This window comes from Luteibacter sp. 621, assembly GCF_050435445.1.
Taxonomy (GTDB): Bacteria; Pseudomonadota; Gammaproteobacteria; order Xanthomonadales; family Rhodanobacteraceae; genus Luteibacter.
On record NZ_JBNDKI010000001.1, the window covers coordinates 232,877 to 248,514 of the forward strand.

General features: G+C 61.3%; 16 protein-coding genes. 4 read left to right on the forward strand and 12 right to left on the reverse strand.

The window, feature by feature from the left end; translation table 11 throughout:
• The first annotated feature begins 737 nt into the window (after positions 1–737).
• On the forward strand, positions 738–1,235 hold the full coding sequence (locus tag ABIE56_RS01100; protein WP_429241986.1) for a hypothetical protein: 498 nt from the start codon (positions 738–740) through the stop codon (positions 1,233–1,235).
• Positions 1,236–1,547: 312 nt separating this feature from the next.
• Complete coding sequence (locus ABIE56_RS01105) at positions 1,548–2,165, forward strand: hypothetical protein (protein ID WP_429241987.1); 618 nt, start codon at positions 1,548–1,550, stop codon at positions 2,163–2,165.
• Between the two features lie 26 nt (positions 2,166–2,191).
• Here ABIE56_RS01105 and ABIE56_RS01110 read toward each other — a convergent pair whose 3' ends face one another.
• Complete coding sequence (locus ABIE56_RS01110; RefSeq protein WP_429241988.1) at positions 2,192–2,824, reverse strand: DUF6348 family protein; 633 nt, start codon at positions 2,822–2,824, stop codon at positions 2,192–2,194.
• A gap of 242 nt (positions 2,825–3,066) precedes the next feature.
• On the opposite strand from ABIE56_RS01110, the gene ABIE56_RS01115 reads away from it, so the two are divergent.
• Positions 3,067–3,645: a hypothetical protein gene (locus ABIE56_RS01115; RefSeq protein ID WP_429241989.1), complete on the forward strand. Its 579-nt coding sequence runs from the start codon at positions 3,067–3,069 to the stop codon at positions 3,643–3,645.
• A gap of 36 nt (positions 3,646–3,681) precedes the next feature.
• Here ABIE56_RS01115 and ABIE56_RS01120 read toward each other — a convergent pair whose 3' ends face one another.
• The 9 genes from ABIE56_RS01120 to ABIE56_RS01160 form a co-directional block, all read right to left on the reverse strand.
• Positions 3,682–4,128: a hypothetical protein gene (locus ABIE56_RS01120; protein ID WP_429241990.1), complete on the reverse strand. Its 447-nt coding sequence runs from the start codon at positions 4,126–4,128 to the stop codon at positions 3,682–3,684.
• Positions 4,129–4,638: 510 nt separating this feature from the next.
• Complete coding sequence (locus ABIE56_RS01125) at positions 4,639–4,884, reverse strand: hypothetical protein (RefSeq protein ID WP_429241991.1); 246 nt, start codon at positions 4,882–4,884, stop codon at positions 4,639–4,641.
• 149 nt (positions 4,885–5,033) lie between these two features.
• Positions 5,034–5,468 (reverse strand): hypothetical protein, encoded by a 435-nt coding sequence (locus ABIE56_RS01130; protein WP_429241992.1) that lies wholly within the window; start codon positions 5,466–5,468, stop codon positions 5,034–5,036.
• 851 nt (positions 5,469–6,319) lie between these two features.
• On the reverse strand, positions 6,320–6,745 hold the full coding sequence (locus tag ABIE56_RS01135; RefSeq protein ID WP_429241993.1) for a DUF4288 domain-containing protein: 426 nt from the start codon (positions 6,743–6,745) through the stop codon (positions 6,320–6,322).
• Between the two features lie 363 nt (positions 6,746–7,108).
• Positions 7,109–7,501: an Imm58 family immunity protein gene (locus ABIE56_RS01140; protein WP_429241994.1), complete on the reverse strand. Its 393-nt coding sequence runs from the start codon at positions 7,499–7,501 to the stop codon at positions 7,109–7,111.
• 406 nt (positions 7,502–7,907) lie between these two features.
• Positions 7,908–8,270 (reverse strand): hypothetical protein, encoded by a 363-nt coding sequence (locus ABIE56_RS01145; protein ID WP_429241995.1) that lies wholly within the window; start codon positions 8,268–8,270, stop codon positions 7,908–7,910.
• Between the two features lie 668 nt (positions 8,271–8,938).
• Positions 8,939–9,370: a hypothetical protein gene (locus ABIE56_RS01150; RefSeq protein WP_429241996.1), complete on the reverse strand. Its 432-nt coding sequence runs from the start codon at positions 9,368–9,370 to the stop codon at positions 8,939–8,941.
• 93 nt (positions 9,371–9,463) lie between these two features.
• Positions 9,464–9,628, reverse strand: coding sequence for a DUF6538 domain-containing protein (locus ABIE56_RS01155; protein ID WP_429241997.1), 165 nt, complete (start codon positions 9,626–9,628; stop codon positions 9,464–9,466).
• A 412-nt stretch (positions 9,629–10,040) separates the two neighbouring features.
• Positions 10,041–10,298, reverse strand: coding sequence for a hypothetical protein (locus ABIE56_RS01160; RefSeq protein ID WP_429241998.1), 258 nt, complete (start codon positions 10,296–10,298; stop codon positions 10,041–10,043).
• Between the two features lie 139 nt (positions 10,299–10,437).
• Here ABIE56_RS01160 and ABIE56_RS01165 point away from each other — a divergent pair, with 139 nt between their 5' ends.
• The gene (locus tag ABIE56_RS01165; RefSeq protein WP_429241999.1) at positions 10,438–11,775 is read left to right on the forward strand and encodes a hypothetical protein; all 1,338 of its coding nucleotides are present in this window, start codon (positions 10,438–10,440) and stop codon (positions 11,773–11,775) included.
• Between the two features lie 75 nt (positions 11,776–11,850).
• Here ABIE56_RS01165 and ABIE56_RS01170 read toward each other — a convergent pair whose 3' ends face one another.
• Together ABIE56_RS01170 and ABIE56_RS01175 are read right to left on the reverse strand one after the other, a co-directional pair.
• Entirely contained in the window at positions 11,851–13,593 is a 1,743-nt protein-coding gene (locus ABIE56_RS01170) for a hypothetical protein (protein ID WP_429242000.1), read from the reverse strand.
• Positions 13,590–15,236 (reverse strand): hypothetical protein, encoded by a 1,647-nt coding sequence (locus ABIE56_RS01175; protein WP_429242001.1) that lies wholly within the window; start codon positions 15,234–15,236, stop codon positions 13,590–13,592. The genes ABIE56_RS01170 and ABIE56_RS01175 overlap by 4 nt, the downstream gene beginning before the upstream one ends.
• Positions 15,237–15,638: the final 402 nt, after the last annotated feature.

Genomic DNA, 15,638 nt, shown 5'->3' on the forward strand with positions numbered 1-15,638 from the left:
CCATGCCACGGACCATACGATCGCGGGTTCTCCGGCTGCCCGTGGCCGGGCTCCGGGTGGCTTGATTGACGACGTATTCGGGCGAAGGCCACCGATGAGGCGTGCCAGGCGTCTCGCCTGCCTCATTCGATCAAGAATCACCTCAAAAGAAGGCTTCGCCGCGGTTCTTCAACCGTGCCTGCGGCTTATGCAGGCGGCCCGTTGACCGTCGAGGTGTCGCCGGGGGGATTCGGCGGGCGAGCGAGTGCCGTATGATCGGGGGTAGCCAAATCAGCTCTCCAACAGTTGGTTTTGGTTAGCGGGTCAGGGGTGCTCGTAACACCTCTGGCTCGCGACTTTCACCGCTTTGGGCGGTGGTTGCCTGCGCGGCGGGGGTGAAGTGCGCGCGCGGGCAACGAGACGACGGTAGCAAATGTTTGCTGATGATGTCTGTAGGAACTTGGGACATCGTGTGTAGTCCGTCCGACTTCAACGCCCTACCATTTGGCGTGTTTTTGATCGAACTCAAAAGCGTATCCGATGGCATCGGATACTGCTTAGATATGGATGTGCAAAAGAAACCTGCCGATTTGCGCGTACAGCGTTGATACGCTACATAGGCGCGGCTCGCTCCATTCGGATGGGTGTGCGACTATCTACTCGGAATCACAGGAGAGAGGTCGCCGGATATGCGTAACAGAGCCACTATTGGCCTGCTATTCGTCTGTGCCATAACCATCGGAGCGGGAGCCCACGCCATGTCCGAATCTCGTAGCGCGCCAGGCACGATTCCCGTGTCAGCCGCTTTTGCGCTCGATGCCTCGGGTAACAGCATCACCATCCCGTTCGACATCAACAGCGGCAATGTGGACGCCAAGCGGCACCTAATGATCGGCGTGGATGTACCCCATGCGCCGGACTTTCCGGCGGTCGACGACGTCCGACTCCACACCCGGCTGATCCGCGTCCGTATCGTCTACGACGACCACGGCACTCGGGTACCTATTGAGACCGAAGACACCGAAACGATAATAGCCGGAAATACCGGTAAGCCACGCCCCCGCACAGATCCGACGGTCTGCCGACTCCATCTCTATGCAGGGCTCGATGACGAGTCGAATCTATCTGCCTGTGGCTTTTATGCCAAACGCGATGGACATTACATCGCCGAGATATCGACGATCGAGCCGATGCCCGCATTCAAAGGCGTCGCCACTACTGTACGCGTAGACGATTACTACAACACCGGCGAGTAAGGGAGCAACAGACATGGACAAGGATAGGTACACCGTAACGGTGTACGCAGCCGCACCCGGAACGCCCCTTACGCAAGAGAAGGAGCCAGGCGCCACGTCCACACCGGGGCACATGTACTACACCACGCAAAAGAACGGGGAGCCTCCACAGAGCTACGGATTCGCCCCCGTTAAGCACGGCTCCATCGATGGTCCAGGGCATGTCGTGCGAGACGATCTGATGCGCATGGCCTGACGGCCAGGGCACGGATGTTCGACCTTGACCCACACAATCCACGCCGCTTTCCTGCCACGAACCAGGGGAACAACTACATGAGGACCGTAAGGCTCTTAGCCTTCGTAGTGATCGGTATGGCAGCCGCGTCGGTCGGGCCAGCAGACGTACCTGCGCAAGACGCAACAACTTCAACGGACGCAGCAGCCGTCTACAAGGCCTTCCTGCGTCATTGGATGGGCAAGAGCCATGACGCTGTCAACGTGGCGCGTGTCGCTGAGCCGATGCGCCCCGAGGGTGACGACGGCGGTTGCGGGGGCCACCCCGATATCGAAGCGATCATTAAGCGCCCCGCTGAACGCATCGATGATCTCAGCAAGGTGCTCGGGCCGGACCCGTCCATCCACTATGTTGATCGGTCGACTTGGCGCCCTACCGATCCGCAACGGCTGATTGGACAAGGAAAGCCGGTCAAGGACGCCGTGAAGGCAGGCATATCAGCGGCGCTCCTCACCTTCTCCGCGATCGCCTTCAACGAACGCCATGACGTGGCGGTGTTCAGCTATGGCTTCGTATGTGGCGGGCTGTGCGGTACCGGCGGTATCACGATCATGCGCAAGAAAGGCGGCGCATGGGAACCTGATCCGCGGGAGTGCAGCATCTGGATCTCCGAATCGATGTCGTTAGATCGTCAGCTCCGCATCGCGCAACGGTGAGCGTCCCGCCCTCCGATCGGCGAGGCTCACGGTGCCACATCCTTTTCCAGCGCAATGGCGAAATGGCGGGCGGATTCATAGCCCGGCCCTGCCTGCCACGGGAGCGTTCGGAAGTGCTCGATAGCTTCGAGCCATGACTCGTTATCCAGCAGGATATCGATGCCACTCACCTCCCCTTTGAAGCTGACGAGCGAGACGCTAATGGCGTGAGGTCCGCGGCTTTGCGTTGCTTCGAACATCCGGCGAAGGGCTGGCCAGCCGTGTTCACGGTAGATCGAGCTGAGCGAATGCGTTGATCCCTCGGATTCCTCGGTGATCACCTGCCCTTCGAAGACCTTCCAGCCTGCTGTCGCCGACGCCCAGGCCTCAATGGCGGTCTGGGGTGGGTCACACACGTGGTTGGACAAGGACTCCAGCATGACGTGGAGCGGGCCAATCATCGTCTTGACGAAACTGTTGGCTACGGCTTTTTCGCGTGAATCGCCATGACCGAACATGCTCGAGAAAACTGGCTTGTTGGCCGTGAGCGGGCTGGCGGCGAGGAGTTCGAAAACGACGAGGTGGGGACCTGGATGCGAAGAAGGCAAGTCGTGGATGAAAGCCTTTAGGCCCGGGTCGCCTGGCAACCAGAGGATGAGGCACCGTGCGTCTCTGGCCATTCCGGCCGGGGTTGTCCTAATGCGCCGATTCGGCAGGCAGCTCCGAGCGATTTTTTTATATCCCGCTCGCGCCCGCCACTGGTTGTCGAGTCACGTGCGCCCTGCCACATCGAAGGTGCTGTTGCCGACGACCTCATCGTCTTACGATGGCACAACCTAACGGCTTGGCGACATCCCCGCCTCGTCCATCCCGCTGGGCAGCCACCTGGACCATCGATGACCGCCCATGAGGACCTGACTCCATGAGCCTGCGCGCCCTGCCCTCCTGTGTCGCCTTCATCGCTGTTACCTCGACAGCAGCCCCGGCGGCCACGCAACAAGCACCTGCGCAAATGCCCCTTGCGGATTTCGTTGGCCGTGTCATCCCGCTCGTTCCCGGAACCACAGCGGACGTGGAAGCGCTCTTCGGCGTTCACGACCAAGTGCACAAAACATCCAACGGCTGGCGGCATTCGCCCATCCGATTTAGAACGGCGGATGGAGTGTCCCTCGAGATAACGCTCACCTCTGACTGGAATGCCAAGACCCCGGACATCGTCCGCCTGGTTGCCGGCGTGGACGCGCAACAATGCATCGATGCGGCCAGGGTGCGCGGGGACCTGAGTGACGGCGGCCGCGTCGAATGGACGGCTATCGGCAACGATCAAGGGTGGACCGCGACCATTCAAGGCAGGCTTGTCGCTCTCGCCCAGCGGACGGGCCACTACCTTGCCTCCGTGATTGTCGACACACGCAGGCAACCCCGGCCCGTGCAGCCCACCCGTCCTTGTCGAATCGGACCATCGGGCCACGTTGAGCCCGTTCCTGTTCCGGGCCACTGACGGCTGGCGGGACGCCAGCCCTCCCCCTTCACTGTGCTAGTGGTTCTGGGCGGCCACCACGCTCCAACGGGTCGGCACCTCGCTCGCTGCGTCCAGACCGATGCTGTGTTCGCTGAAACCACCCGCAACGAGGCGACTCCAAAACGACAGGTGCCGCACTTGATTCTGTGTCGGCACATCGGCATGCCCGTCCGCGTCGAAATCACCGAGGCCGACGACCGTCTTGACCGACGTGTCGTTCATGAACCAGACCGTGACCACCCGCTTTGTTGCGTTGAAGAAGACAAGGTCCCGCGCTCCGTCATCGTTGATGTCTTCGGCCCCGATGAGCGTGGCGCCAGCAGGCATTGCACCCAAGGACGTTGTCGTGAACAGGAAAAGGGGCCTTCCGGCCCCTTTTTCTTTGCTTGTAGAGAGAGAGTACAGGCGGCGATGCCGGGTGAAGAAGGCACTACAAACCCCGCCTGCAGGCGCGAGGTGCATAGCCCCGCCGGTCAGGCGGACGCCCTGATCTTCGACACCGACGCGACTAGGGTGCGGTGGGAGGCGACCGCGAGGGGTCCGTGCAAGGAAATCCCATGGGTCCATAGCCAATACGCTCGAGCGCTACATGAATGGCGTCAGCAGACATCGCCGGCTGGTTCGAACACGGACGTTCCCTGAGCGCATCGAGAAGCTGGTGAACGAACGGCTTTGCCCGCGGCCCCAGAAAGCCAAGGGCCCCTGCAGCTTCACGCCGGACGATGTCATCGTCCTCCGAAAGGAGCCCCGCGAGTATCGGCATGTCAGCGTCACTCACCTGCCCTGGATTCTTGCGGACCCATGCCGAGAGGGCTATCGCAGCCCTGGCGCGGTCTCCCCGGTTTGTTGCTGACCTAATGGCCGCCGCCGAATGGTGCACGTACGAGTAAGCATCCATTTGCCCGGGCACATCTGGGCCGCTCGCATGGGCCGACAACGCGAGAGCAAACGCAACGGCGAAAAAACAGGCTGCTAGTCGCATACACTCACCCCGTCATCAGCTTGCAGACGCCCCACAATAAGGCCGATAGCCCAACAGCTGCTGCGATAACGCCGCGCACTAACGCCGCGCACTACCGCTTCACGCCCTTCAAAATGGACAGCTTTCTTCGACTTGCCACGAAGGATGCCTTTGCGAGCGACAATCTGGCGGGCACCCGCGATAACGCAGAAAAGTCCAAAGAACACGAAGAACCATTGAGCGTCATGTTCGTTCATTGTCGCGTTCAACAATCCTCGTAAGCCAAGGCGCAGACCAGACGTTACAGCCAATTCCGATTTCCCGACAATAAGCCGCCACCCGCGACTAACGGGCGCACTGTTTCGTCCGTCATCGCCGCCGCACCATCGCGGCGTCAAACGCCCGGCTACCGCGTCGCCCCATCAATCTCCTTACACATCGTTTCGAAGCCGTAGCTGCAGCTGCTCCGCGCATGAACCCGTATTACCTGGAGAACATCCTCCGGGATCGTTTCATCTGCCAGATGCTTGACTACAAAGTTCTTGAAATCTGCGTGCTCAGAGGCCAGCCGAAAGAAATCATTCGACTTGTCCCAATGGTTAGCAAAGAGTCTAGCCACAATCTGGCTGTAGGCGGCCCACACTTCGACGACAGTCTCGGCGTTACATGCTCTGTTCGCACGAAATGATGCGTAAACCCCTCGCCAGTCGCGTACCTTCGAGACACTTGACTCGACCTGCACTGAATCTTTCGGCGTACAAATTGAAGCTTCGCCGGCTACGACCTGCTCACTCATCACGCAGAACGCACAGACGGAAATCAGCAACTTCGCGACAGTCATGGCCAATACTCAACAGTCAGTGTTGTGAGGGGATCGCCAACTTGCTCGAGCGACCTGATGGCGCGCGTCGCCTCATGTGACGCTGCCTTAGACTTGCGGCTCCTTATGGAGAGCCGAACGGATCCGCACAGGGGATGTTGACCGATTCTGCACCAATCCGTTCAAGTGCAACGCGTATAGTGTCTGCGGGCATGGCCGGCTGAGGCGAGCATGGCCGCGCACGGAGCGCCTGAATAAGGGCAGGAGCAGCCGATACCGCACGGTGCCCCACAAACCCAAGTGAGGCGGCGGCTTCGCGGCGGACAATATCATCGTCATGCCGCATAAGACCCGCGAGGATGGAGATGTCCGCATCGGTCACCTGGTCCGGATTCCGTCTCACCCACTGGGTCATCTGTATGGCTACTCGTGCCCTGGGATCCCGGCTAGGTTGCCCCCAAATAGCGATGGCCGCCTTGCTCACATACGAGCCGCTGTCGACCACTTGGGCAGTGCGCTGGGTGACGGGGCTTTCCGCTGCTCGACTACTCAGAGAGCATACCGATGAAGCTATGACGCAGGACAACGCAATCGCTCTGAACATCACGGATATCTCCCCGGATTGGCGGTGTTGTTATTACCAGCCACGTCAGTGACCACCATCGAAGACTCGGCGCAAAGTAACCTCAGACAGTGTTGGCACTCTTGCACCCGGTGTTCTCCGCTCCGCCCAGTTTGCTCAGTAGTGAGTGTCTTTTTGTCCATTGTCGCGCTCAACAATCCTCATAACCTAAGCCGCTCTCCCAACCGACACCGCGTGTCGTAAGCGACAGCCCGCCGAACGCCATTGGCCATAAACGTGCTGCCATCCTCTATCGCTTGGGAGATCTCCGGTGCGGCGCCAGCGCGGAGTCCGCGCTGTGCCGACGTTCAAGCCGGACCGCTGACAGGTCGGCCTTCTTTGGAACCAGGTCGGATTTTCGCTGCATGGGATCCTTCATCCGCCGAATCTCGTACCAGACCTCGTCGGTCTCGACCTCAGGACCCAGATTCATCAGGTCAGTGACCCCGACAAACTCGATGAAGACCTGCGCGCCCGCATCGTTTGTAAACGTGGACGACCCTTCTTTCCCCCGCTTCAACGCCGCCTGATAGGCGGCATCCGCCGTGTCCGCCTCGATGAGCAGAATACGTTCCTCGACGGTTCGAAAGCCACCCGGCTTGTCGTCTTCAAATCTGGTCTGAAAAAGCAGCTTCGCTGCATAGCGCCCGTCAGGCGATTGGGGGGCACGGCTCATCCTTTGCAACCTCCTCACCGTCCTATCCGGTGTGCCACGCCAAAGTTATCGCAAGGCAGGTTACTGCGCCTGCCGGTTGCAACGTGGCTTCTTTCGCCTTTTCAAGCCGTTTGAACCTGATGTCATTGACCATTGACCGATGCCCAATCTCGGATTTCCCTGTTCGCGAACAGCAACCGTAGCTTCCTACAGGATATCGAGGAATTCCGGCACGCGCCGCTGAACCCCGGCGAGAGCGATGCAGGAGGCTGCGCGCTCCCCCCATCGTCCGCGCTGGAGACCATTGGCGGCGGACGGACAAGGACAGCTAAACCCAGGGAGCCAAACGGCCGTGAGCGCACCGCAAACAGCTATGGCGCAACGCTAGGGGGCGTCCTTGGGAGCTTCGGGACCGTCGCACGCTCGAGGCGACGGCACACCAACCCCCTGCCCGATGCCTTCCAGGCGGCCCTGTTCACTGAAGCGAAAATCCTGGCTCTCGTAAGACACGGAACGCCCCTCATCCTTAATGAGAATATGGTCTTCCGGATGCGCCCTCGCGTCCTCGTTAAGTAGTAATACTACCCGGGCCTTCTCCTGGCCTTTCAGTGCGGCGAGCAGCAGTCGCCTGAACTTCTTGTTTGCGACGAGCGCCTCGTCCTCTCCCGACGACGCATAGCCATAGGACACCGATACGTCAATCCATTTGTAGGTTGTATATCCGAGACCGAGGAGCAATACGACGATGACGAGCAGGAAGACTGCACGGTGATTCATCATTTTCCCTTTGTGGCGTCCACGAACTTTTCGTCTTTGCGTCTCCACCTGACAGAGGAAACGTCACGCATTGTCTGTCTCCGGATACGTTGCAGCAGCATTGTCAACGACGGCCATGAGCGCGATGCATTTACCGCACCTTCTCTGATAGCAATCGTCTCGCGTTGTTCTACGACTAGGTATATCGACTGACAGAACACCTCTCAGGTGTCAGACGGTGCGGCTGCGCTTACGATTGACGAGTCTCATGAACGGACACGATGTTTCCCTTGAGAAACGGTCCGATGCCTCCTTCAAGTTGCGACCAACATCGACAACCGCGACGACCACAAGGCACCAACATCCGATGGCCTATCGACGTCAGCTTCTGATGCCGCCGGGACGAAACGTGAACCAAGGTTCCTTCCTACTTAGACATAGGCAGCGTCTCTATGGCCACCGCAGCTGCCTTTATCGCCTGGAAGTTGACATGACTCGAAGCGACGTACTCGATGCGAAGATTGGTGTCATCGAGCCAGACGACCTTCACCGGGCCGCCAGCAATTTCGTCCATCCGATTGTGCGAAAGGTCGACAATATCAATGCCGTCGCCATCATCACGCTGACTCAGTTTGACACGCGTATACAAGGCTGCGTTCCCCGGACCGCCCTGTTGAATCGTCGCGACATTGACCTGGTAGTGGCCATTGGGGGACTTCACGTGCGCCTGCCACACCACGGCGTTGTCCTCGCCGCATCCGACGAGAGCCAGGCACGCTGCGAGCAACATTAAGTGGATATATAACCTTGACACCTGTTTCATCCTCGTGCAAATCGCTAGCGGCCAGAGACGTAGCGTACGATACCGTGCGACTGGGCGACGCTTCGTACCAGGGCGATGGCGTACGGCGGTTCGTTCCACAACCGCCCGCACCGCCTGCGGGTCATCCTGGTCCACTCACCGAGCGACGCGCCTGCAGAGCTGGCCGCTTCGGCTCAAGAGCATCAACGAGCCACAGCGCATAGCGACGCCCGACCAAAGAGAAAGGCCCCTCGCGGGGCCTTATGGGTGTGCTGCAAGCCGTTCGCGACTACCTTCCGTCTCGCTTTTCAACCGCCCGCGCGTAGCAGTACGGGATCACGGTCAACGCCATGCATCCCGCGACAACGGAGCACTGCTGCGGGGCCGAAATGCCGGTTGCGAGGAACAGCGCCCAGACCGTCCCAAGCAGGCTCGGGATCGAGATCAGGAAAACCACCGCGTACGCGAACATTTCGTGCCCGCTTCGCCGGACCGGGATGACATCCCCGCACCGTGGGCATGAAGGCGCCCTGCTACTGATGCCGTGCCCGCAGCACTCACACTTCCCCAGCTCTACTGCCATATCCAGTCCCCCTGTTCACGCCTTGGACGGGCTATTTTCAGCGGATATCGGCGCAGGGTCTGTAGTCCTTCCCCTACATCGTGGTCGGACTGAGTTCGATGCCGGAGCCCTGATTCACCGTGACGCGGTACCGCTTTGCGTCGCCGGGCCGAAGGACCGTCGATTGCTCCCGCCGGTCCTTCCCTTCCCGGTACCCGCATAGGCCTGAGCCAGTATTCCATGCGCCGATGATGTGCTCGCCCGCAGGAACGTGTAGCGTGGCGGCCTCGCCCGTGGCGAGCTTGGCAGCTGGCATCCCGTCGACGAAGACGGCGATATAGCAGGCGCTCATGAGGGCGCCCACGTCGCGCGTGACCGTGACCGAGGCGTCGCCATCGCTCGGGGCCTGAAACGCCAGGAGGCGATCGTCCGTCGGGCGCCTCAGCTGGTCCGGGCGCGGCGGCTTTGTCGTGCATGCCGTGAGAGCGACCAAGCTGGCCGCGACGATGATCCATTGGTGGCGCATTCCCTTCCCCGGTGATTCGACGCTCCCCGATTCTACGAGAAAGGCCGCCGAAGCGAGCTTTCTCGAACAGCATGTGCGCCAGCGTTACTTCACCTAGACCTGCCAGGTCGTCGTCCCGTCAGCGCTGGTCACAATACCCACGACGCTGCTGACTTTGATGATCTTCTTGCCGAAGACCTGACGCAGATCGACTGGGACGACGAGCCGAAAGTGAAACACGCCGCTCGGGTCTCGCCAGAGGCGGTGAGGGAGATACATGGTTGGAATTGACCAACCGGATTGACCAAGCGGTTTCTATCGGGACACGGGTAAGTGCCTGATGGATCGGGGAGATATTTGGCTTGGCGGAGAGAGTGGGACTCAGATCAACCCCTCTCTCCCATGGCTCGGGACACATTCCGGGTGTACCGGGAAGTGTCCCGGATCGTAACTTCCGTGCCGGCCGTGTCAAGCAAGCCAAACAATTGTCCCGGGATACCCCTTGACCAACCACCAGACCAGGGGTCGGCGAGGTCAGACGCTGCCGTTGATGCCAGGCTTTCGCCATTTCTGCTGGTCGCATGGTGACGTTGACGCCCTTCCCTGCGGACCATGCCCGTCACGTCAAAAGCCGCCCCTCGGGGCGGCTTTTGACGACGACCGGATGGCTTCAAAGCGCGCGACTTTGTCGTCACGCAGACACCGGCTCCCCACCTTCCCCGAACGCTTGGCCGCGCAGCCGGAGCTCCCCGGCAACGAGCAGTTCACCCACCCTCATGAAGCCCTGCACGTCTGCTTCGGAACACCGGGCGAGGTCTTGGTACAACACACGCAACTGCCCCGGCGTGATGCCCGCTTGCGCCGCACGACGCAGAGTGCTGAATCCTTCGAGCAGACGGGCGGTGCCCATCGGGTTGGATACGACATCGCGCATGGTCTGAAATGTCATTGGAGTGTCCTTGATGGCAGGATGGAGGGATGGAACCGGCCCCCTGCCGCACGGCCCGTTCCGTAACCAGCGTCCTCCAGACCGTCTGAAGTGGCGAGGGGGAACCCGAATCGATGAGTTCCCCCTTGACAGGCCACCCATGCCGCCACGCAAGAACGTTCCCGCTTCAATCGTCCCCACGCCCGTGACCAAAGGGATGGTCCTGCGCACCAGGATCCAGGCGCATCAGCGCTTCGACCGCTTCGTCGTCCAGCAATGCGCCGTGCGTCGGTTCCGTCTTGAGCATGCACCGGCTTTTGCAGCGCTCCATGACATCCGGCATCATGTCGTCGCCCGTCTGCACGAGTGGGAGGTCGGGAAACGTCCATCAGCATTGACGGCGTCCCTGACCCATACGCTGACGACGGTCTTTGAGCTTTTCGAAACACGGCTCGGTCGCAGCGCCATACGGACAAAGGACGCTGCCCTGGCGATGGACGTAATGGGGACAACGACACCCCTGCCTTACATCGGGTGGGTATTGAATGACGAAGACCTTGTGCTCGAACTCCTCGATGTCCTCGAAAAAGCCCTCGAGCGGGTCGAACAAGCCATGGCCGCGTTCAACTACTTCGATTACTTCACCGTGCTCGACATGACCACCGTTACGGGTGGAGAGGACACGTACCTGTTGTACAGGGCGGCCTCGGATGGACGCATTCCATTGGAGCCGGCCTTCGACCATTTCATTGACCATCCCGACCCCACGGCGGCCGAACTCGACATCACCCATGACCGGTGGTTCCGCATGGACACCGAGCCCGACGACCTCGACCTCGCACTTGCCCTTGCCCAGTCAGCGCGCCCGCGAACCTTCCATTCGCCAAGCATCAAGGTGCTCGACAGCGCCGCAAACCCCTTCCTTCAAAACGTCGACGTTGATGGGGGCCGCACCCTTTATCTCGCCGTCTCCCTTAACCGTGCGCCGGTCGACATCGATGAGGCCTTGAGTTATTACGCAAAGGCACTCAAGGGGCTTCTTGCAGAAGAGAACGGGGGCTGGAGCAATGTGAGCGGCGCGACAGCCTACGCGGGGACGCGTTTCGCACGGGCTGGCGAACCTAAGCCGATGCTTCGGGAACGCGACCAGTTCAACGGCGCGCTGCTCGGACTCTGGTGCTGGGACCTGACTTACGGGGCCGGCATGTCGCAGGCAGATGCCTTTGAAGATGTGCGAAAAAGGCTCAAGCATGAGCCACTCGAGGAGCTGCCCACCTACCTGAATCAGGTCGGCGACTTCATCGGTCCAGCGCCAGGGTCTGGCTCCCGCCTCGACGGCGCGGTTACCGGGGCAGGCCCGCGCCGGCTTGGGCGTCGGGACGAGGAAGCCATCGCACCCCCGCCCGCGAAACCGGGAAAAGCCAAAACAGCGAACGGAGCGTTGTCCGGCGCCGACGGCATCGACCCGGTCACGGATGTGCACGAGCCTCTCGATTGACAACCGGCCGATTCCCACCAGGATGGTATTCCCGCCCCCTCGGAGTTGCCGCCTGACAATGCCACGGTCCAGCGGCTAGGCGTGGGTGCCTTCGCCCCCATCGGCACGCGGTGGGACCCAAAGATGAGGCGGCAACGGCAGGCCTTGGCGACGACACGCGGCGAGGACAATGGGCCAGTAATCGTGGGTGACCGCAGAGAGCTCGTAGAACGACCGCTCGAATTCGCACGCATTGATGATGTGCTCGATCAGCTGCCCGCCTCCCTTCCCGAGGTCGGCGTCGGTCAGGGCGAGTCCGTGGGCCGGGTCGTCCGTGTACAGCCGCTCGTCGGAATCCTCCGATGGCACCCAAAGCTGCAGCGCGCAGTGTGGAAGCTTTGTCTCGACGAGGTGGGAAAGACGGTCGACATACGCGGTCTCGCCGAGGAGATGGAGCCAGGCGCCTAGCAGCGGAATCAACGTACTCGACCCCGTCCCTCGTCGGAATGGCTCATCGGACATCTCGCCCCGCTGTGCGGCAAGCTCCTCGTAGCCTGAGTGCGTCACGGGATGGCGCTGTCGGCGGACCACGGAAAATTCAAGCCGCTCGACCATTCGGCAAAGCCAGCTTCGCACATGTTCCCCGTTGCCCGTGTACTGGCAAAGCAAAAGGAAAAGCGCGATATCGGTGGCCTGCCCATCATGGCAGGGAAGCCAGAGCACTGGATTGGAAGCAATCATGGTCAAGCCGGTGTGGACACAATGCTTCAGCACGTCAACCGAGTGCGATAGGTCATCGACCGTGGCGTCCTCCGCCAGCTCCCTATCGGCGGCATGCGGCTCGGGGGACTGCGCGGCATGGTGATAGGCCCAAAGCCCGGTCATCGCCACGCGCCCGAGTGCATCAAACAGCGCAAGGTTCCGGTCGAGGTATTCTTGCGACGCGACCTGCAAGGAAAGCGCATTGAGCACGCCGGCATGGTGTCCGAGTTTTTTCACGTACGCCTCCCCCACCGTACGGTGCAGCTCAACGGTATGGCCGACTACGGCGAGAATTTTCTTGCGCTGGCGGGGCTTGTCGGCCAGCACCTCCCGCGCGAGTGCCCAGGCGCAAAGCACCGCAAGCGACGTCGCCCGCCAGCCGGCGTCGAGATTGCCAATTTCCTTGCACCAGTTGTGCACGATGGATGCCGCCAGTGTGACCTGACGGATGGCGGTCAACCGTTCGGCAACGTCCCCCGAGGCATTGCGGGCAAGGAGCGCACGGGTCAGCTCTTCGAAGTGATGCGCAGACACGTCCGCGATGTCGGCCATCGCGACGGCCTTTTGCAGCATGCTGCGCATCTCCCGGGGCATGACCTCCTCGCGTAGGTGCCCGGCCAGCAACAACTCAGCGAGCCGGTCACCATTCCAGTGGATGAAGGCGATGCTCTCCCGCTTCTCCTCACCCTCGGCGAATGCTGTCCAATCGTCGTGCAACGTCTCATGCATCTGCCCGCCCGTCACAAGACAGCCGACGACCGGGAGGTGTTGGTGCTCAGGTGCTATACGGTTCCTGCGGTACGTTGCAAACTGCCGCAGCGAGGGGGCGACTGTCTGGGGGCCGCCCTCCCACTCCGTCCGCTTCAGGTCCCCTGGCTTGATGGAAAAGAGGTACATCGACTCTTTTCCCTTGTAAGGACCAACCGCCGCAACATCCACGCCTTTTTGCGTCGTTCCCACCTGTGGTCGGGAAAGCACCTGAAAGCCCGACTCGGCGAGCAGGTCAGGCAAAAGGACGTCGAGGCCGCCGCGTTCGCCGAGGCTGGTCAGGTATTCACGCAGCAGCGCCTTAATCACTCAACTCCTGCGATGCGAAAGGTGACCATGCGCATCTCATAGCCGACGGGGTCAAGTACGCTGGTCGACGGCAATTTGTAGCTGCGCTTGACGGTCGCCATCATGTTCTTCGAAAAGTGCGCTGTCCCGTCCGAGGCATACACCGAACCCAGTGTGCCGGTTCCGTGCAGCACCTCTACACGCGTGACGAGCGACAAGAATGCCGAGTCCGCTTCTGCTGCGCGGGACGACGCTTGCATCTCCCGCTGGTTGAGCATGGCCATGACGGCCCTGTGCGACGGCGACGGTCGCAATTCGGGCAACGATTCCATGCTTTCAATAGCGTGCAGATACGCATCGTGCTCAAGGACCAGTTCCCGCAATCGCTCGTCACTCCGCGCATCAGCAGCTGCCTGAACCGCGACACGAAGGCCCTGGTCATCGCGCAGGAGGTCACGAATCAGCGTCACCAGCGGTGCGCGAGCAACCTCGTCTGCGCCATCGAGCAGGGCGAGGAGAATGGCCATGGCACTTTGAGGTGCGTGAATCAGCCAGGAGACGGCCTTCATCCCTACAAACAGGCGCCGGTCGGCGACCGGTGCGACGGACGACGCGGGGACATGGAGCTCGTCGATGCCGTCCATTGTACGCATGGTGAAAAAGTGCGCGATCCCAGGCAGGACCCGCAAATCATCATTTCGCAACCAGCGAAGCACGACATCGCACCGTGCCTCGGGGTCGAGCGTCCCGAGGAGGGCCGTAATGGTGGCTTCGATACCAACCATCTCGGACAAATGCACGGCGGCATCAACGTGACCGGCGCCGATAAGCTTCCGGACCAACTCGGTCACCTCCCCCGACGGCGCATCGGCGCCCAAAGCACCGAATGCGTCGACCACCGGCTCCCTCGCACTCGACGCCATGAAGGCAGGGACGATACGAAGCCCCACCCCGGCCTGGCGGAGACAGGCTGCCCCGCCTCCCTCGAGGATGGCGGTGACCACGCCCCCGACGTCCGCATCGCCCGAAAGCTCGGTCAGGTGGATGGCCACCCGGATGAGCAGCTCCCGCTCCTCGTCCGAAGCGGAGGAAACAAGAGACCTCAGGGCACTGAGAGTGGCCTCGACACCCGCCTTATCATCCGCCATGTTTGACAACGCATTGAGCGCCTGAAGGCGGACCGCCGTATCCTCGTCGCCAAGCCAGTTGCGAGCGACCTGCGGATTCCCGTGCGCCTGGAGCGCCAAGGTGAACAGTCGGGCTTGCACATGGCGCTCATCCGGCGCACGCGTCACCGCCTCACAAACATCGGCGTTGGCAAGAAGCCAGGCCTTCACCGCAGGGGCGATGGCGCCCATGCCCAGATTCGTGCCTTCTAAGGCGACGAGGAAGTCCGCCATCGCCATCGCACTCGAGTGCAGGTCTGGCAACACCCGTGCAAGCCGCTGCCCGAACGGATAGGCAACGCCCCAGTCCAGACCCTCGAGCGCCCCGGAACTGCGTCTCAGCAGGTCGATGCGCCCGCTGTTGTGGAGGGCGACCCACGCACCATTGTCATTGACGGACTCGACCGGGATGTCGTCACTGACACCGGCGAACGAGGACGCGAACGCGTCACTGGAAAAGAGCGCGAGGCGATCGTCATCGGTCAGCGGTCGGTCCATGGGTTCCATCCATCGAGAAAGACCGCGCTCTTATACACCACCCGGCGGCGCAGGGCTGCACCGGGCCGGGTGCATTTGCACGGGATGACCTTCGCTCTCACCCGGTTCTGAAATTTCAGTCGAAAACCGCCTTGATCTGCTCGGCGCCGGCATGGTCCGCGCGGCCATCCTCTCCATATAGCAGGCAAACCACCCACGGGCGGCAATCCCCGGTGCCATGCCCGACGGAAAATTTTCGAACCTCGGCAGGTCCCTCACGTAGTCCTCGGACCCTGCAGCGAGCACCCCGCCCCGACCTCCATCGAGGCCTTAATGACATTGACAGCGTCATTCCGGACAACGTCTGCCGCGTGTTTGAAGCCACCCATTTCTGGCACGCCAGTCGACGGCTCCCGCCGATGC